The 17309-nt window shown below is 68.2% G+C and carries 21 protein-coding genes and 1 pseudogene; 12 read left to right on the top strand and 10 right to left on the bottom strand.

Annotated elements, in window-relative coordinates:
• Positions 1-24: 24 nt before the first annotated feature.
• A pseudogene (locus CSEG_RS14390) lies at positions 25-581 on the top strand (gamma-glutamylcyclotransferase).
• Here CSEG_RS14390 and CSEG_RS14385 read toward each other — a convergent pair.
• The 4 genes from CSEG_RS14385 to ftsE are packed head-to-tail and all read right to left on the bottom strand — an operon-like array spanning position 578 to position 3496.
• The gene (locus CSEG_RS14385; RefSeq protein WP_013079970.1) at positions 578-1288 is read right to left on the bottom strand and encodes a lysophospholipid acyltransferase family protein; all 711 of its coding nucleotides are present in this window, start codon (positions 1286-1288) and stop codon (positions 578-580) included. The pseudogene CSEG_RS14390 and the gene CSEG_RS14385 overlap by 4 nt on opposite strands.
• Entirely contained in the window at positions 1285-1902 is a 618-nt protein-coding gene (locus CSEG_RS14380; RefSeq protein WP_013079969.1) for a YdcF family protein, read from the bottom strand. The genes CSEG_RS14385 and CSEG_RS14380 overlap by 4 nt, the downstream gene beginning before the upstream one ends.
• A complete protein-coding gene (locus CSEG_RS14375; protein WP_013079968.1) occupies positions 1899-2792 on the bottom strand; it encodes a cell division protein FtsX in 894 nt (297 codons plus the stop codon). Before CSEG_RS14375 ends, CSEG_RS14380 begins: the two co-directional genes overlap by 4 nt.
• Positions 2789-3496, bottom strand: a complete 708-nt coding sequence (ftsE, locus tag CSEG_RS14370) for a cell division ATP-binding protein FtsE (RefSeq protein ID WP_167535136.1) — start codon at positions 3494-3496, stop codon at positions 2789-2791. Before ftsE ends, CSEG_RS14375 begins: the two co-directional genes overlap by 4 nt.
• 82 nt (positions 3497-3578) lie before the next feature.
• On the opposite strand from ftsE, the gene CSEG_RS14365 reads away from it, so the two are divergent.
• Complete coding sequence (locus CSEG_RS14365) at positions 3579-4529, top strand: MJ0042-type zinc finger domain-containing protein (RefSeq protein ID WP_013079966.1); 951 nt, start codon at positions 3579-3581, stop codon at positions 4527-4529.
• Positions 4471-5052 carry a phosphoribosyltransferase gene (locus tag CSEG_RS14360; protein ID WP_167535134.1) on the top strand — a complete coding sequence of 194 codons (582 nt, stop codon included), beginning with the start codon at positions 4471-4473 and terminating at the stop codon, positions 5050-5052. Before CSEG_RS14365 ends, CSEG_RS14360 begins: the two co-directional genes overlap by 59 nt.
• A 20-nt stretch (positions 5053-5072) precedes the next feature.
• Here the strand turns inward: CSEG_RS14360 and CSEG_RS14355 are convergent, their stop codons facing one another.
• From CSEG_RS14355 to argH, 4 genes are all read right to left on the bottom strand, one after another.
• Positions 5073-6686 (bottom strand): methyl-accepting chemotaxis protein, encoded by a 1614-nt coding sequence (locus CSEG_RS14355; RefSeq protein ID WP_013079964.1) that lies wholly within the window; start codon positions 6684-6686, stop codon positions 5073-5075.
• A 93-nt stretch (positions 6687-6779) separates the two neighbouring features.
• A complete protein-coding gene (gene lysA / locus CSEG_RS14350; RefSeq protein WP_013079963.1) occupies positions 6780-8045 on the bottom strand; it encodes a diaminopimelate decarboxylase in 1266 nt (421 codons plus the stop codon).
• Positions 8046-8054: 9 nt separating this feature from the next.
• Positions 8055-8363 (bottom strand): hypothetical protein, encoded by a 309-nt coding sequence (locus CSEG_RS14345; protein ID WP_013079962.1) that lies wholly within the window; start codon positions 8361-8363, stop codon positions 8055-8057.
• Positions 8360-9781 carry an argininosuccinate lyase gene (gene argH, locus CSEG_RS14340; RefSeq protein WP_013079961.1) on the bottom strand — a complete coding sequence of 474 codons (1422 nt, stop codon included), beginning with the start codon at positions 9779-9781 and terminating at the stop codon, positions 8360-8362. The genes CSEG_RS14345 and argH overlap by 4 nt, the downstream gene beginning before the upstream one ends.
• Here argH and CSEG_RS14335 point away from each other — a divergent pair, their 5' ends adjacent.
• From CSEG_RS14335 to CSEG_RS14315, 5 genes are all read left to right on the top strand, one after another.
• Positions 9782-10414, top strand: a complete 633-nt coding sequence (locus CSEG_RS14335) for a TlpA family protein disulfide reductase (RefSeq protein WP_013079960.1) — start codon at positions 9782-9784, stop codon at positions 10412-10414.
• Positions 10411-11139, top strand: coding sequence for a GNAT family N-acetyltransferase (locus tag CSEG_RS14330; RefSeq protein ID WP_013079959.1), 729 nt, complete (start codon positions 10411-10413; stop codon positions 11137-11139). The genes CSEG_RS14335 and CSEG_RS14330 overlap by 4 nt, the downstream gene beginning before the upstream one ends.
• 109 nt (positions 11140-11248) lie before the next feature.
• Entirely contained in the window at positions 11249-12466 is a 1218-nt protein-coding gene (locus CSEG_RS14325; RefSeq protein WP_013079958.1) for an acyltransferase family protein, read from the top strand.
• Positions 12467-12495: 29 nt separating this feature from the next.
• Positions 12496-13128 (top strand): hypothetical protein, encoded by a 633-nt coding sequence (locus tag CSEG_RS14320; protein ID WP_013079957.1) that lies wholly within the window; start codon positions 12496-12498, stop codon positions 13126-13128.
• 8 nt (positions 13129-13136) lie between these two features.
• Positions 13137-13448, top strand: a complete 312-nt coding sequence (locus CSEG_RS14315) for a winged helix-turn-helix domain-containing protein (protein WP_013079956.1) — start codon at positions 13137-13139, stop codon at positions 13446-13448.
• Here CSEG_RS14315 and gluQRS read toward each other — a convergent pair whose 3' ends face one another.
• Both gluQRS and CSEG_RS14305 read right to left on the bottom strand, forming a co-directional pair.
• Positions 13449-14291, bottom strand: a complete 843-nt coding sequence (gluQRS, locus tag CSEG_RS14310) for a tRNA glutamyl-Q(34) synthetase GluQRS (RefSeq protein WP_013079955.1) — start codon at positions 14289-14291, stop codon at positions 13449-13451.
• A gap of 8 nt (positions 14292-14299) precedes the next feature.
• Positions 14300-14917 (bottom strand): TetR/AcrR family transcriptional regulator, encoded by a 618-nt coding sequence (locus CSEG_RS14305; RefSeq protein WP_013079954.1) that lies wholly within the window; start codon positions 14915-14917, stop codon positions 14300-14302.
• Positions 14918-15086: 169 nt separating this feature from the next.
• On the opposite strand from CSEG_RS14305, the gene CSEG_RS14300 reads away from it, so the two are divergent.
• The 4 genes from CSEG_RS14300 (at position 15087) to CSEG_RS14285 (ending at position 17272) form a co-directional block, all read left to right on the top strand.
• Positions 15087-15197, top strand: coding sequence for a hypothetical protein (locus tag CSEG_RS14300; RefSeq protein ID WP_013079953.1), 111 nt, complete (start codon positions 15087-15089; stop codon positions 15195-15197).
• 162 nt (positions 15198-15359) lie between these two features.
• Positions 15360-15842 carry a transcription elongation factor GreA gene (greA, locus tag CSEG_RS14295; protein ID WP_013079952.1) on the top strand — a complete coding sequence of 161 codons (483 nt, stop codon included), beginning with the start codon at positions 15360-15362 and terminating at the stop codon, positions 15840-15842.
• Between the two features lie 50 nt (positions 15843-15892).
• Entirely contained in the window at positions 15893-16534 is a 642-nt protein-coding gene (locus tag CSEG_RS14290) for a DNA-3-methyladenine glycosylase family protein (RefSeq protein ID WP_013079951.1), read from the top strand.
• Positions 16535-16708: 174 nt separating this feature from the next.
• Positions 16709-17272 (top strand): HNH endonuclease, encoded by a 564-nt coding sequence (locus CSEG_RS14285; protein WP_083778479.1) that lies wholly within the window; start codon positions 16709-16711, stop codon positions 17270-17272.
• Positions 17273-17309: the final 37 nt, after the last annotated feature.

The following is a 17309-nucleotide window of genomic DNA, read 5'->3' as shown; positions in this document are numbered from 1 at the left end:
AGGCGCGTCCAGTCGGGAATGGCTATGGGTTTGGCAGGCGGCGGCGAAGATCGCTGGGTGTTCGGTTACGGATCGCTGATGTGGCGGCGCCCGGGTTCCCGTTCATAGACCGAAGAACGGCCGTGCTCCACGGGCGGCGCCGCGCGTTCTGCATCTATTCGGTCCATCATCGTGGCACGTATGAGCGGCCGGGCCTGGTTCTGGGCCTGGCGCCCGGCGGCGCGGTGCGCGGCATGGCCTATCGCGTCGCGGCCTCTGAATGGGAAGACGTCTACGCCTATCTGCGCGAACGCGAGCAGCCGACCGAGACCTATTTCGAAACATGGCGCGATGTGAAACTGGACAGCGCCGCCAAGGTTCCGGCGCTGGTCTTCCTGTCGGACCGACAGCACGCCCAGTGGGCTGGCGATCTGACGCTGGAGCAGCAGGCGAAACTGATCGCCGGCGCGCAAGGACTTTCGGGACGCAACGTCGACTACCTCAGCGATCTCGTCTCGCATCTGCGCGACGATGGCGTGCGCGACCACGCCATGGAGAGGCTCTTGAAGCTGGTCGAGGCGTTGGAGCCGGTGGGAGGCTAAATCCCCTCGTCCTCAAGCGCCTTGGTCGCCGTGTCGATGCGGGTCTGCAACTCGCGCATGAACTCGGCGCGCTTCAAGCCCGCGGGGATCGGCTCAAGATAGTGGAACACGATGGTCCCCGGCTTGCGCAGGAAGCCCTTGTCCCAGTGGCTGCCGCAGTTGAGGGCCAGCGGCGTGACCGGCATGTCCAGTTCGCGATAGAGCGCCGCGATCCCGGGCTTGTAGTCGCCGGGCTGGCCGACGTCGCCCCGCGTGCCTTCCGGGAAGATCACGACCTGGCGCGTGTGCTTCATGCGATCGACGGCGTCGCGGACGAGCTTCTTGAGCGCCGCCGAGTGGCCGTCGCGATCGACGACGATCATCTTGGCCTTCTGCCCGTGCCAGCCGAACAGCGGCACCATCAAGAGCTCCTTCTTCATGACGAAGCAGGCGTCCGGCAGGATGGCGAACTGGCTGAAGACGTCGAACATCGACTGATGCTTGGCGGCGACGATAGCCGCCCCGGTCGGCACGTTCTCGCGGCCGCGGATCTCGATGCGAATGCCCGCCAGCCAGCGCAGCCCGAGCATCAGGCCTCTGGACCACACAGCCATGCTGACGCGATTGGCCGCGCGCGGCAGGGGAAGGGTGGCGAGCATCAAGATCGCCATCGTCGCCGACCACAGCCAGAAGAACAGCTGGAAAAGAAACGAGCGCAGATAGATCAAGGAACGTCCTTCGCCTCGGGGGCGGGTTTGGTCTTGGGGCCAAGGCCCAGGAACGCCTCGCGTCCCAGGATGGCCAGATACTTACAATATTCCACGATCATGCGCCGCGCGCTGATGCTGGTTTTCCACCACCGATGCGCGTTGAGGTCCGTCTTCACCGGATAGGGGAAGAGCTTTACGCCCGGCATCGCGGCGCTGAGCTCCAGCATCGAGCGGGGCATGTGATAGTCGGCGGTGACCACGATCAGGCTCTTATAGCCCTTCGATCGCGCCCATTCGGCGGTCTCCAGCGCATTGCCGACGGTGTTGGCGGCCGTGAACCCGAGGTCCACGCAGCAATCGTAGATCGGTTTGACGGCCTTCGTCACGCTCTGCACGTCGGCGCGGGTGGTCTCGCGGTTGACGCCCGAGATGAGCAGCCGCTTACCCTTGCCCTCCTCGAGCAACCGGGTGGCGGCTTCCAGGCGAAGGCTCGAAGCGCCGGTCAGGGCGACGACCCCGTCCGCCTCGGGCGGCTCTGGCGCGGGCGTGGAAAGGTCCACGCGTCCGGTGAACGCCACCAGACCCAGTCCCCAGATCATCAGGGCGATCAGCAAGGCGGCCAGGGACTTCACGCCATCTCCCCCACGATCCGCGATGCGGCCAGCCGTGCGGAGACGCCGGCGATCAACGCCGCCACGACGGGCGCGGGGGCGGCCGCCAGCAGGTCCATCCAGGCCAGGGGCAGAACAGGCGCGAGGCCCGCGCCGCCGCCGAAATAGCGCAGAAGCGCGCCGACTCCGGCCGCGCCCGCGCCGCCCAGCAAGCCGGCTAGCGCACCCATGGCGGCGAAACGCCCCTGGAACAGACCGGCGATGAATCCGCGCTCGGCCCCGGAAAAGTGCAAGACTTCGATGACGTCACGGCGCGCGGCCAGGCCCGCTCGGGTGGCGAACGCGATCACCGCCGCGGCGGCCGCCGCGATCAGGGTGAAGACGCCGAGCGCCGCCAGGCGCGCCATGTCGGCGGCGCGCTCGATATCGGCGATCCAGCGGCTGTGGTCGTCGATCGTGGCGTCCACGCCTGCCGATCGGAGGGCCTTGTCCAGGGTCTGAGCGGTGGGCGGGGCCTTGGGATCCAGGTCCAGGGTCACGAGGCGCGGCGTCGGCAGGTCCTCGACCAACGCGTCCTTGCCGATCCACGGCTCCAGGAGGGCCTCGGCCTTTTCGCGGGTCAAGGCCTGGGCCTCCACCACGCCGCGAACGCCCGCGAGGGTCTCGGCGGCGCGGGCGGCGGCGCTGTCGGGGGTCTCGCCGGCGCGGGCTCGCACCACGACGGTGGCCGACCCCGTCAACTGCGATGTCCAGCCGTGGGCGGCGCGGTTGGCGGCCAGGGCGGCCAAGGCCGTGAGGACCGCCAGGAAACACAGCACGGCCACGACGAACACCAGCGCGCCATCCCGCGCGTCGCGCGGCGGCAACAGCGGTCCGGGGCGCCAGCGCGAGACGTCGAACAGCGCGGTCACGGCGTGGCCTCCGCGCCCAGCAGGCGACCGTCGTGCAGACGCAGGGCGGGCCTGCCGGCGCGCGCCACCATGTCCTCGTCGTGGGTGGCGATCAGCACCGTGGTGCCCAGGCGGTTCAGCTCGACGAACAGGCGCAGCAGGCGCAGCGACATGGCGGGGTCGACATTGCCCGTCGGTTCGTCCGCCAGCAGGATATCGGGGCGATCCACCACGGCGCGCGCGATGGCCAGGCGCTGCTTCTCGCCGCCGGACAAGGTCGCGGGCAGGGCGTGCATGCGATCGCCCAGACCGACCCAAGTCAGCAGTTCGGCGACGTCCTCGCGATAGGTGGCGGGCTTGCGCTTGAGGATGCGCAGCGGCAGGGCCGCGTTGTCGAACACCGACAGGTGATCCAGCAGCCGGAACTCCTGGAAGACCACGCCGATCCGGCGTCGCACAAAGGGCAGATCCTGGGCGTGCAGCAGACTGATGTCGCGGCCGAAAAGCTCCACGCGTCCTCGTGACGCACGGTGGGCCAGATAGATCAGTTTGAGCAGCGAACTCTTGCCCGCGCCGGACGCTCCGGTCAGGAAATGGAACGAGCCCTGACGGAGGGAGAAGCTGATATCCTTGAGGGTTTCCGGCGCCCGACCGTAGCGCATGGAGACGCCTTCGAAGCGGACCACCGGTAGGGCGTCATCGCCCTGTTCTGTGTCGATCCGCAAGGCGCGTCACTGGGCTTTCTGGACATCAGGGTTAAAATGGGCGACCCCGTAAGAGCGTGTGGGGATCGTTCGATTCGCGGCCATGATACTGACCTGTCCGGAGTGCGCCAGCCGCTATTTCGTGGACGACTCCAAGGTCGGTCCGGAAGGCCGGGTCGTGCGCTGCGCGGCCTGCGGCCATCGCTGGACCGCGCGTAACGAGGACGCGACCGACCTCTTCGAAGACCCCGAAAATCCCAGCCTCGCGAGCCGAGGGGCCGCGGACGTCGCGACGGCTTCCGCTGAAGAACCGCCTCAGCCCGAGGCGGCCGAGGAACCGCCGGTCAGCGCTCTGCCGGGCGAGGAGTTGCCAAAGGTGTTCCGCGCCCGCGCCGACGCCGAGCGGCGGCTGCGCGAGGCCACCGTCACGGGGATCATCTGGGCCGGCATGGCGGCCGTGATGGCAGCGCTGGTGATCGGCGCCTTGATCTTCCGCATCGACATCGTCCGGATCCTGCCAGGGACGGCCGGGGCCTACGCGGCCGTGGGCTTGCCGGTGAACACCGTGGGCCTCGTGATCGACCGCGGCAGCATCAAGGCCCAGCCGCTGATGAAGGATGGCCACGCCGCCGTCACCGTCACGGGCGCTATCCGCAACATCACCGAGCACGCGGTGGCGGCGCCGGCGCTCCGGGTCGAGCTGCTGAACGGCCAGGGCAAGCGCGTCTCCGGCCAACTGGCGGCGGCTCATGACGCCAAGATCCCGCCCGGCGAGGTCCGCCACTTCTCGATCACGTTCATGGATCCTCCCAGCACCGCCAAGGATCTGCAGATCGGGTTCGAGAGCGAAGAGGGCGGCGTGAAGGCCCCGATCCACCCGTCAAACGGCCATGATAAGGCCGCCGCGGGGCATGAAGAGAAGCCCGATGTCGCCCTGCGTGGGGCGCAGGAGACGTCCGCGGCGTCAGAAGCGGCTGGACATGCCCCCCCGGGACATGAGAGCGGGGACAAAACCGTCCCTACAGCCTCTCACGAACCCGCTCACCATGAATGACTCCAAGAAACCCGAAGTCCTGATCTCGGAAGCCGAGATCGCCGAACGGGTGAAGGCGCTGGCCGAAGCGATCGCGCCGCGCATCGACGACGACACCGTGGTCGTCTGCCTGCTCACCGGCGGCCTCTGGTTCGCCGCCGATCTGACCCGGGCGCTCTATAAGGCCGGCCGCGACGTGCGTTTCGACGCGCTGTGGCTGGCGTCGTATCACGACGAGCGCAAGAGCTCGGGTCGGTGCGAGGTCCGCGCGGACCTGCAGCGTCCGCTGGTCGGCCGTCGGGCTCTGGTCGTCGACGATGTCTTCGACACCGGTCTGTCGCTGTCCGAAGCCGCACGGCTGGTGAAGGACGCCGGCGCCAGCGAAGTGCTGACCGCCGTCTTCGCCCGCAAGCCCTGGCCGACCTCGCGCGGCATGGAGCCCGACTTCGTGGCCTGGGAGGCGCCCGCGCGCTACCTGGTGGGCTACGGCCTCGACGACGAGGGCAAGAGCCGCGGCCTGCCTTACATCGGCGCGATGGACTAGGGCTCTAGAGCGCGGCCGCCTCAGGCCGCGCGCTGCTCGGCCTGGGTTCGCGTCTCGCGGCCGATCTCGAACATGTCGACCCGCTGGGCCAACTCCTGCGCCTCGTTGCGCAGGGCATGGGCGGCGGCGGTGGTCTCTTCGACCATGGCCGCGTTCTGCTGCACCACGCGGTCCATCTCGCCCATGGTGCTGTTGACCTCGCCCAGGCCCTCGGCCTGGTTGCGCGCCGAGGCGGCGATGGCGTTGACCTGAGTGTTGATCTCGGCGACGCGGGCGATGATCCGCTGCAGCGCTTCGCGCGTGCGGCCCACGCGCTCGACGCCGGCGCTGACCTGATCGCCGGAGACGTTGATCAGGTCCTTGATCTCCTTGGCGGCGTCGGCGGAGCGCTGGGCCAGGGCCCGGACTTCCTGGGCGACGACCGCGAAGCCACGGCCGGCTTCACCCGCGCGGGCGGCCTCGACCCCGGCGTTCAGGGCCAGGAGGTTGGTCTGGAAGGCGATCTCGTCGATGACCCCGATGATCTTGCCGATCTGGCCCGACGAGGTCTCGATCTGGGTCATGGCCTCGACGGCCTCGCTGACCACGGGGTCCGAGCGCTCGGCCTCCTGGCGCGCGGCGGCGGCGGCGGCGTTGGCCTGATTGGCGCTTTCGGCGGTGTTCTGGACGGCGACGGTGATCTCGCCGAGGGCGGCGGTCGTCTGCACCAGGCTGGCGGCCTGATGCTCGGTGCGGCGGGCCAACTCGTCCGAGGCGCGCGACATGTCGGCGACGCCGGCGGTCATGCTGGCGGCGTTGCCGGCGATTTCGCGCATGGCGGCCTGCAGGCGGCTGAGCGCCTCATTGAAGTCGGCGCGCAGGGGCTCGTAGCGGTCCGCGAAACTCTTGGTCAGGCGCCAGGTCAGGTCGCCGCGCGACAGGTGCGCCAGGGCTTCGGCCAGTTCTTCGACGACTTGGGTCTGTTCGGCTTCCAGCGCGGCCTTCTGACGGGCCTGCTCGGCGTTGGCGGCGTCGCGGGCCGCGCGCTGGGCTTCGGCGTCGGCGTTGGCGGCGTCGGCGCGCGCGGCGGCGTCCAGGGCCTTGTCGGTGCGGGCGGTGACGGTGACGAACAGGCGCGAGACGCTGGCGGTCAGCCAGATCAGCGACCAGGCGGTGGCCAGGGTGACGCCGGCGCTGAGCGCGACACGGAGGAACGTGATCTCGCCGGTCATCAGCAGATTGGGAGCGAACAGGGCGCCGGCGATCTCGATGGCGATGATCGTGCCTGCGGCCACGGCGACGGCCCGCCAGTCGCCATAGGCCACCATAAGGGCCAGGGCGGCGAGATAGGCCATCCGGGCTTCGGGTTGCAGGGCGTGGCCCGCGAAGGCGGCGACGAACAGGCTCACCTGACCCATCAGGGTGACGGCGGTCGAGATGCGTTGGGCGGCGTTGTCGCGCCAGATCGCCCAGCCGCCCCAGCCGATCGCGGCGAGCAGAACCGACCCCCCGGCCAGCGCCAGGGTCGACTTGCCGCCCGTGAACAGGCTGGCCGCGGGGGTGATCAGCACCAGGGCCGCGATGCAGACGAGCACCAGATGCCCGCCCACTTTTCGTTGAGCCTCGATACTGTCGAACTCTATGAAGCTGCTCACCAAAGACACTCCACGCCCCAAACCAGGTCGAAGGTCGGTGATCGCGGTTAATCTAGCGTGACGATCAGAGAGACATTTTGTCCGTACGACTACTTAAACCCAGTCCGGGACCAGATCGCGGGCCAGGATTTCCTCATAGGTCGGACGCTTGCGGATCACGGCGTAGCGGTCGCCGTCCACCAGCACCTCGGGGACGAGCGGGCGGGTGTTGTATTCGCTGGCCATGGCCGCGCCGTACGCGCCCGCCGACATGAAGGCCACCAGGTCACCCGTCGTGAACGGCGGCAGGGCGCGGTCGCGGGTGAAGGTGTCGCCGGTCTCGCAGACCGGACCGACGACATCGTAGACGGTCTCGCCGCCACGCTGGATCACGGGGCGGATGTCGTGGAAGGCGTCGTACATCGCCGGCCGGATCAGGTCGTTCATGGCCGCGTCGATGACCAGGAACTTCCGGCCCTCCGGGCGCTCGTGGACGTGCACGACCTCGCTGACCAGCACGCCGGCGTTGGCGGCGATCACGCGGCCCGGCTCGAAGGCCAGGGTGACGGGGAGGCCTTGGGTGACCTCGCCGACCATGGCGGCGAACGCGGCGGGGGAGGGAGGCTCGGGGCTGTTGAAGTAGGGGACACCCAGGCCGCCGCCCAGATCCAGGCGCTCGACAGACAGGCCTTCGCCAAGCAACTGCTCTACGAGGCCCCGCATCTTCGTGAAGGCGGCGCGCATGGGTTCCAGATCGGTGATCTGGCTGCCGATATGGCAGGCCACGCCGACGGGCTCGAGGCTCGAATTATTGCTGGCGTTGGCGTAGAGGCGCGCGGCTTCGGCGAACGAGACGCCGAACTTGTTCTCGGACTTGCCGGTCGCGATCTTGGCGTGGCCGCCTGCGGCGACGTCGGGATTGACGCGGAAGGCGACCTTGGCCTTCACGCCCAGTTCGGCGGCGACCTGCGCGATCAAATCGAGCTCGGGCTCGGACTCGACATTGATCTCGGCCACGCCCGTGGTCAGGGCGAAGGCGATCTCGCGGCGGGTCTTGCCGACGCCCGAGAAGACGATCCGCTCGCCGGGGATGCCGGCCGCCAGGGCGCGGCGGATCTCGCCCTCGGAGACCGTATCGGCCCCCGCGCCCAGGTCGCCCAGCACCTTCAGCACCGCCACGTTGGAATTGGCCTTCACCGCGTAGGCGATCAGCGGGTCGACGACGCCTGCCAGGGCCAGGGCGTCGCGGAAGACCGTGAAATGCCGCTCCAGCGTGGCGCGGGAATAGACATAGACCGGCGTGCCGACCTCGGCCGCGATCTTGGCCAGGGGGACGCCCTCGCAGGCCAGGCCCTCCGGGCCGTATTCGAAGTGGTTCAACGCGAGGTCCTAGTTGGGCGTGGCGCCGGGGAAGCCGGCGGCGGACGGGCCGCCAAACGGATCGTTCGTACCGGGCAGCGGCGCGGCGCGGATGGTGCGGTTGCTGGAGGCCGGGTCGCGGATCTCCTGCGTGCCGCCGGCGCGGGCCGGCTGGTTGGCTTGGGCCGAGGCCGCGCGGCGCTCGGCTTCCCAGGCCGCCTTCTTGGCCGGATCCCATAGCGGGGCGGGACGCTCGAGGGCGCCTTGCTTGCCACAGGCGGCGACCGTGACGGCCAGGGCCGCCAGCGTCAGAACGGTGAGGGGGCGACCAAACGTCATGCCAGAACTTCCTTCCAACGCGCGATCTGGGCGCGGACCTGGGCGGGGGCGGTCCCGCCATAGCTCATGCGGCTGGCCGCCGAGGCGGCCGGGGTCAGGACCGCGTAGACGTCCTGGGTGATCCGGGGCTCGATCGCCTGGAACTGCTCCAAGGTAAGATCGGCCAGATCGACGCCAAGACCTTCGGCGGTCTTCACGGCCGAACCTGTCACGTGGTGCGCGTCGCGGAAAGGCATGTTCAGCGTTCGCACCAGCCAATCGGCCAGGTCCGTGGCGGTCGAGAAGCCCGCGCCGGCCGCCTTGGCCATGTTCTCGGTGTTCGGGGTCAGGTCGGCGACCATGCCGGCCATGGCCAGCAGGGCCAGCTCCAGGGCGTCGAAGGCCTCGAAGGTCGGGACCTTGTCCTCTTGCATATCCTTCGAATAGGCCAGCGGCAGGCCCTTCATGACCACGGTCAGGGTGGTCAGCGAGCCCAGGATGCGCCCGACTTTGGCGCGGATCAGCTCGGCCGCGTCGGGGTTCTTCTTCTGCGGCATGATCGAGCTGCCGGTCGTGAAGGCGTCCGTCAGCTTGATGAAGCCGAACATCGGCGTCGTCCACAGCACGATCTCCTCGGCCAGGCGCGACAGGTGCGTGGCGGTGATCGAGGCGGCCGACAGGGCCTCCAGGGCGAAGTCGCGCGACGAGACGCTGTCCAGCGAATTTGCGGTCGGGCGGTCGAAACCCAGGCTCGCCGCCGTCTGATGGCGATCGATCGGGAAGGGCGAGCCGGCCAGAGCCGCCGCGCCCAGCGGGCACTCGTTCATCCGGGCCCGGGCGTCGCGGAAACGGCCGGCGTCGCGGCCGAACATCTCGACATAGGCCATCAGGTGATGGCCGAAGGTCACGGGCTGGGCGGGCTGCAGGTGGGTGAAGCCGGGCATCAGGGCGTCGGCATAGGCCTCGGCCTGAGCCAGCAGGGCCTTCTGGAGGGCTTCCAACTGACCGACCGTACGATCGCAGGCGTCGCGGACCCACAGGCGGAAGTCAACCGCCACCTGGTCGTTGCGCGAGCGGGCGGTGTGCAAGCGGCCGGCCGTCGGGCCGATCAGCTCGCGCAGCCGCGCCTCGATATTCATGTGGATGTCTTCGTACTCGTCGCGGAACGGGAAGGCCCCCGCGGCGATCTCGCCTTCGATGGCGTCGAGGCCTTTCAGGATTTCCTCGCCATCGGCGCTTGCAATCACACCTTGGCTGATCAACATCCGGGCGTGGGCGCGCGAGCCTGCCAGGTCCTGCGCCCATAGGCGCTTGTCGAAGCCGATGGAGACGTTGATCGCCTGCATCAGCTCGGCGGGCTTGGCCGAAAAGCGACCGCCCCACATGGCTTGGCCCTGGCCTTTGTCGGCCTTGGGCGTATCGGAGGCGTGGTCGGTCATATGAGCGAAGTCCAGTCGGGTCAGAACGAGCCGGGCGCTGCGAAGCGCAGCCCTCTGAGGCTGGCGCTTGCGGGCGTCATCCTCGTTGGCGTGGCGGCGGTTCTATACGTCATCGTCACCGCTTCGTTCAAACCCCATGGTCCCGCCAACCTCACAGAATTCAAGAAGGGGACGCTGGAAAAGCTGGACGTGCCCGAAACCCCGCGGCCGGCGCCAGCCACCGTGTTCACCAGCCTGGACGGCAAGCCGGCCACCTTGGCCGACTTCAAGGGCCGCGTGGTCGTCATGAATCTGTGGGCCACCTGGTGCGCGCCGTGCAAGGCCGAGATGCCGACCCTGGCGAAGCTGCAGGCGGCCTACGCCACGCAGCCCGTGACCGTGCTGCCCATCAGCGTGGACCGCGACAGCGACCTCAATCTCGTCAAGGCCGAGATGGCCGCCAACCCACCGCTCGTCACCTACCGTGACCCTTCCTACAAGCTGTCCTTCGACCTGCAGCCCCGCGCCGCGGGCTATCCGACCACGGTGATCTACGACCGCCAGGGGCGCGAACGCGCCCGGCTGGCGGGCCCCGCCGACTGGTCGGCGCCTGAGGTCCGCGGTCTGGTTGAGAAGCTTCTGGCCGAGAAGTGATCGATCCTGCGGTCCTGGAGCCGCTGGCCGACGACGCCTGGCCGGCGCGAGAGCGGGAAAGGTTGGGCGGTTGGCGGTTGAACGCTTCGTCCGGCCACTCCATGCGCATCAACGCCTGCTGGCCGCTGACAGCGCCCGATCGCGACCCGGATGACGCCGTTGCGGCCGTCGAGGCCTGGTACGCCGCACGGGGCCTGCCCTCGCGCTTCAAGCTGACCGACGGTGTGTTCGCGCCGGCTGATCTCGCCGACCGACTCGCCGAGCGCGGCTACCATGCGAGCAAGGACACCTTGGTGATGACCGGTCCCGCGCGCGGGGAGGGCGACCTCTCGGTGCGCATCTTCTCCACGCCGGATGCGACCTTCGAGGCGGTGTTCACCGCCTCGGCGGGGGATCCCGAGGATGGACGCGAGCGGATCGAAGCCTTGGGACGGATTCCGCCGCCGGCCTGTTTCGCCAGGCTGGACGTGGACGGCGCGCCCGCCGCGATCGGCGTTGCGGCCCTCGGCGGCGGCTTCGCGGGAGTCTTCGGCATGCGCACCGTCCCGACTCATCGCCGCAAGGGCTTGGCGAGGCGGGTGCTGCGGGCCTTGCTGGCCGAAGCGCGCCAAAGAGGCGCCGAGCGCGCCTGGCTTCAGGTCGAATCGGACAACGCCGCCGCCATCGCCCTGTACGCCGACGAGGGCTTCGAGCCCGCCTATCGCTATCGCTACTGGAGCCGCTGACCGACGTCGCGGGAGCGCAGCGGCCGACATCAGGGTGTCGCTGATAGACAAGTTTACAAAACAAACAAGTTGATGCATGGTGCGGCCAATTCGAGGAGGAGGCTCTGTCATGCACGCGCCGCTCAAGGCCCTGGAAAGTTCGCCGAATAGCCGCGATGGCGCTCGCAATGCGCCGATCGGCGGGCTCCGCGCCTTCGTCACCCTGCTGGTCGTCGCCCACCACACGGTGCTGATCTACAATCCGTACGCGCCGCCGCCGAAAGCGTTCGACGCCCAGCCGATCCTGTGGACGGCCTTTCCGGTCGTGGACCCGCAGAAATTCGCTCCGTTCGGGCTGCTGACACTGGTCAACGACCTCTTTTTCATGTCGCTGATGTTCTTCATCTCCGGCGTCTTCGTCGCAGGCGGCCTGCGGGCGAAGGGGGCGGGCGGCTTTCTGAAGGCACGAGCACTAAGGCTGGGCGTTCCGTTCCTGCTCAGCGCGGCGCTGCTGGCGCCGCTAGCCTATTTTCCGGCGTGGCTGCAGTCGGGCGGCGCGGCGTCCTTGCCGGCTTTCGCGCAGGCCTGGGTTCACCTGCCATTCTGGCCGAGCGGTCCGGCCTGGTTCCTTTGGGTGCTGCTGGCCTTTGGCGCGGTGGTGGCGGGCTTCCATGCGCTGTTCCCCGGCGTCGCGGAAGAGCTGGGCGCTCTGGCGAAGGGGGCGGATCGCAAGCCCGCGCGCTTCTTCTGGGGCCTCGCCGCTGTGAGCGCCCTGGCTTACCTGCCTTTGGTGATGACGACGCCGTTCGGCCACTGGACCCTGGTTGGTCCGTTCGCTGTCCAGACCGCGCGGATCGGCCACTACTTCGTCTACTTCCTGGCGGGGATCGCTGTCGGCGCGGCGGGCGTGGGGCAGGGGCTGACAGACCCGGAGGGCAAGCTCGCCCGGCGTTGGCGGCTCTGGTGCCTGGCGCCGATCCCGCCGATCGTCGCGACCATGGTCATCCTGGTCATCGCGTTCTCGCCCAATCCGCCATCTAGAGCGGTGCTGGATCTTGCGGGCGGGCTGAGCTTCGCCCTGGCTTGCGCGACGCTATGCTTCGCGGCGCTGGCGGTCGCCCTGCGTTTCGTCCGCCGCACGGGGCCGGTCGGGGGCAGCCTGCAGGCTAACGCCTATGGCCTCTATCTGACCCACTACGTCTTTACGTCGTGGCTGGCCTGGCTTCTGCTTCCCCAAGCCTGGGGCGGTCTAGTCAAAGGGATTGTCGTCTTCGCCGGCGCGGTGGCGCTGGGCTGGCTGGCGACGATGGCCTTGCGCCGCATGCCGCTGTTGGGACGAATCCTGTGAGCCGTCATGATGTCCTAGAAGGAAGCGGCATGAACGACGAACTGAAGACGGTCCGCGACGACCTGGCGTTCCTGCGCACGATCGCTGAAGGCGGCGGCGAGCGCGGTGGTCTCGGCGCGCCAGGCGCGGGCCTCTATGGCTCGGCGGGCTTGCTTTACGGGGTGCAGACCCTGGGCCACTTCGCTCAGGTGAAGGGGGTGCTGGTCATGCCGCCCCTCGGCAATCTGCTGCTGGGCTGGCTGCCCACCTTGATCTTCTTGATCCTGATGACCGTGGTGATCGTCATCGACCGCAAGCGACCGCAGGTCGGCGCCGCCAATCGCGCGGTCAGCGCGGCCTTCTCCGCGACCGGTCTGGCGAACCTCGCTCTGATCGTGATCTTCGCGGCGGCGGCGGTGCGCAACCACGACTTCAAGTACTGGCTATTCCATCCGGCGGTGGTGTTCGTCGTGCAGGGGGCGGTGTGGTTTGTCGTCTTCAGTCTGCGTAAGCGAGCCTGGATGGCCTTGGTCTCAGCCGGCTGGCTTGTGGCGGGCGTGGCGATGGGGCTTCTGATCAATCGCCCGGACCTCTATCTGCTGATCGCCGGCCTTGGGCTTTTTGCGTTCATGATGGTCCCAGGCTTCCACATGATGCGCCAAGCCCTGCGTCCGGCGCCCTGAGACCATCCGTGGGCGCCAAGTTCGACATCAGTGGGCTGGACGACGTCATCCATGGTCGGGTGCGGCTGGGGATTGTCGCCTATCTCGCCAGCGCCGAGGTCGCGGACTTCACGGAACTGAAGGACCTGCTCGACGTCACCCAGGGCAACCTCTCGGTTCACCTGCGAAAGCTCGAAGACGCCGGCTACGTCGCCATCGACAAGAGTTTCGTCGGCCGGAAACCCTTGACCCGCGTGCGCCTGACCGAGGCCGGAAGAGGGGCGTTCGCCAGCTACCTTCAGGCCATGGGCCAGTTGGTCGAGCAGGCTGGGAAGGTCTGATCAGCCAAAACCGAGCTCCTTTCGGAGCGCTGCGGGACTGACGCCTCCCGCGCGAAGCTCCCGCAGGGTCTGGGCCTTGTCCCGCTTGGCGTAGCGCTTGCCGTCCGGACCGACCAGCAGGCCGTGGTGGCGGTAGATTGGCGCCGGCAGATCCAACAGGGTTTGCAGTAGGCGCTGGATGTGCGCCGCTTCGAAAAGGTCGTGGCCTCGGATCACGTGGCTGACGCCCTGCAGGGCGTCATCGTGGACGACGGCCAGGTGATAGGCCACGCCAACGTCCTTGCGGGCCAGGACGATGTCGCCCGCGGTTTCGGGGCGCGCCTGGATCAGGCCCGTCTCGCCGTTCGGTCCAGACCCTTCCTCGATGAAGGTCAGGCCCTCAAAGCCGCCCAGCGCGGCCCGCGCGGCCGCCAACGACAATCGCCAGGCGAAGGCCTCGCCGCGGGCGAGGCGCTGGGCTTCCTCTTCCGGTGGGAGCGCCGCGCCGACATAGGCGACGGCCGGCTCGTGCGGAGCGCGGCCGATGTCGATCTCCTTGCGGGTCTTGAAGCAGCGATAGACGAGGCCGCGCGCGCGCAGACTCTCGATCGCGGCGTGGTAGTCGGCCAGATGTTCGGACTGGCGCCGCACGGGGCTTTCCCACGACAGACCGAGCCAAGCCAGATCTTCCAGGATCGCGGTCTCGTATTCCGGCCGGCTGCGGGTGACGTCGATGTCTTCGATCCGCAGAAGAAAACGGCCGTCGTCGACGCGGGCCGCTTCGTAGGCGGTGAGCGCGGAATAGGCGTGGCCGCGGTGCAGGTGGCCCGTGGGCGAGGGGGCGAACCGGGTGACGAAGGTCACGATTGGGCCTAGTCGGCGAACTTCGCGAACATGCCCAGGTGCTGGAACACCGCGCGCAGGAAGGCTTCCTCGCCGCCCAGCACTTCCTTCAGGTGCGCGAACTGCTTGAAACCGATCATCTCGGCCAAGCCGTGGCCCGCGCACCAGCCGGCGATCGTCGCCAGCTCAAGGTCCATCTCGGCCAACGGGGTCTTGGACTGCTCGGCCAGGGTGTCGCGCACCTGGCAATAGGCGCCGCCTTCCTTCAGTTGGTCGGGCAGGGCGTCCTTGTCGCGGGAGCAGTCGTACATCACGCGATAGAGGGCGGGATTGTCGCGGGCGAAGCAGACATAGGCCACGCCCAGGTTGCTCATCCGCTCGCCAGGATTCTCCGTCGCGGCGCGGGCTTTGGACAGCGCGTGGTCCAGCTCGACCCAACCCTCATGGGCGACGGCTTCGAGCAGTTCGGCCTTGTCCTTGAAGTGGTGATACGGCGCGGCGGGACTGACGCCCGCCTCGCGCGCCACCGCCCGCAGCGACAAGGCGGCGGGCCCGTCGGTCTCGAGGATTTTGCGCGCGGCGTCGACCAGCGCGCGGCTGAGGTCGCCGTGGTGATAGGGGCGGGATTCGACGGTCGCGGTGGTCATCGGCCTCACTCTAACCATAGCTTTCTAAAATTTCATCCAAACGCTGTAAAGATCATCTTGACGGCGTTCAGATTGGTGCTATCTAAGCATCGTCCAGATTGGTTTGGCCCTGAGGGCGGCCAATGGTCCACGTGGACCCGGACGTAGGCCATGCATGAGGGGCAACACCATGCTTCGTTCCTTGAACGCTTTTGAAAGCGCCTTTGACCGCCTTGCGGGCGGCTATTTCCTGGTTATCGCCTTGGCTGTCGCGGCGGCTGTCGCCGGCGTGGTTCTGTAGACGATCCATTCGCGATCGGCGGGCGGCCTTCGGCCCCCGCCGCCGCGTCCGTGTCTTGAAGCCGCCCGCCGGGGGAGCTAACCAGACGAGGACGCGTTAGGCCTTCGACGCCGCCCATCGCGCGTCGTAGGCGAATCTAATGATCCAGACTTCTGAGCGGCCATGAGCGTCGCCTTCACCAAAGAGGGCGACAGCGAGGCCTTCGCGGCCGATCTCCCGGATCGCCCGATCTCTTCCCATCCCAACCTCGTGACGGCTGAAGGGTTGGCCCACATCGAGGCCGAGCTCGCCTCGGCGCGCGCGGCCTACGCCGCCGCCCAGAGCGCCGGAGGCGCGGCCGACGGTGATCGCACCGCCATGGCGCGGGCCACGCGTGACCTGCGCTATTGGTCGGCGCGTCGCGCCACAGCCCAGCTGATGGAGCGCGACCCGGCCAAGACCGTCGCGCAGTTCGGCGACCGCGTGACCTTCGAGCGCGAGGACGGGCGTGTGCAGACCTTCCGCATCGTGGGCGAGGACGAAGCCGATCCGGCCAAGGGCTCGGTCTCCTATATCGCCCCGATCGCCAGAGCGCTTCTCGGCAAGGCCGTGGGCGAGACCGCGCCCGCGCCCGGCGGCGAGATCGAGATCACCGCGATCGCCTAGACCGCAAGTTTCGGATTGCCTTTCCCGCGGCGCGACGCCACCTGCGGACGATGTTCGTTCCGCCGACCGCTGACGCTCTTCTGGAAGCCCGAAAGGCCCTGGCCGACGCCGATCCCGCCTTGGCGGCGATCGACGCGGTGACCCCGTCGTTTGACTGGCGTGTCGGCCTGGGCGGCTTCCCCGGCCTTTTGAAAATGGTCGTACAGCAGCAGGTTTCGCTCGCTTCGGCGGCGGCCATCTGGTCGCGCGTGGAAGCGGGACTGCCCGATATGACGCCCGAGGCGGTGTTGGCTCACGAGGACGCCCACCTGCTTTCTCTGGGCCTTTCGCGGCCCAAGGCGCGCTACGCCCGCGCTATCGCCGAGGCGCACGTCTCGGGGACCTGCGATTTCGACGCGTTGCCGGGGCTTCCCGACGATGAGGCGGTGGCCGCCCTGACCGCGATCACCGGGATCGGCCGCTGGACGGCCGAGGTCTATCTGATGTTCACCCAGGGCCGGCTGGACATGTTCCCCGGCGGCGACGTCGCGTTGCAGGAAGCGATGCGTTGGATGGACCGGGCGGAGGTCCGCCCCAATGAGAAACAAGCCTATCGGCGCGCCGAGCTGTGGCGGCCCTACCGGGGCGTCGCCGCGCATCTGCTTTGGGCCTGCTACGGCGCGGTGAAGCGGCGGGAGATCGCGCCTTTCTGAAGCATCGCGACAGATGTCTTGGTTCTGTGGCCGATCTGGCTCATGCTTTCCTCGCGTTCGGGAATGAATGGCGATTCCCTGAATTAGCGTAGGAAGGAGGCCCGTCTTCAGTCCTGTCGCGTACCCCCTCAGCCGAGGCCCAGGGCGTCCATGCGCTCGCCTCGAAGGGAGGATCTGATGCAGGTCCTCACACGCCCGCCGTCGGGCATGCCGGCCCTCGTGCTCAATGCAGACTTCCGGCCGCTCAGCTACTATCCGCTGTCCCTCTGGCCGTGGCAGGAGGTGATCAAGGCGGTGTTCTTGGACCGGGTCGATGTCGTTGCGAGTTACGATCAGGTCGTCCATTCGCCGTCGTTCGAGATGCGGCTGCCCAGCGTCGTGGCGCTGAAGCAATACGTCCCGCAAGAGCGTCCGCCGGCCTTCACCCGCTTCAATTTGTTCCTGCGCGATGCGTTCAGCTGCCAGTACTGCGGCTCGACGGAGGACCTGACGTTCGACCATGTGATCCCGCGTTCGCGAGGCGGACGCACGACCTGGGAGAACATCGTCACCGCCTGCGCGCCGTGCAATCTCAGCAAGGGCGGTCGTACGCCGCGGGAGGCGGGGATGCAGCCCTACCACCACGCGCGCCGGCCCTCGATGCACGAGTTGCAGGAGCGCGGACGACGCTTCCCGCCGGGAAGGCTGCACGTCAGTTGGTTGGACTATTTGTATTGGGACATCGAGCTGGAAGCCTGAGCCGCCAATTGGGGTTTCGATGCAACCGGAACCTTGG

It is taken from the genome of Caulobacter segnis ATCC 21756 (assembly GCF_000092285.1).
GTDB lineage: Bacteria > Pseudomonadota > Alphaproteobacteria > Caulobacterales > Caulobacteraceae > Caulobacter > Caulobacter segnis.
Note: the sequence above shows the minus strand (reverse complement) of the source record. Positions and strands in the feature narration are given on the sequence as shown.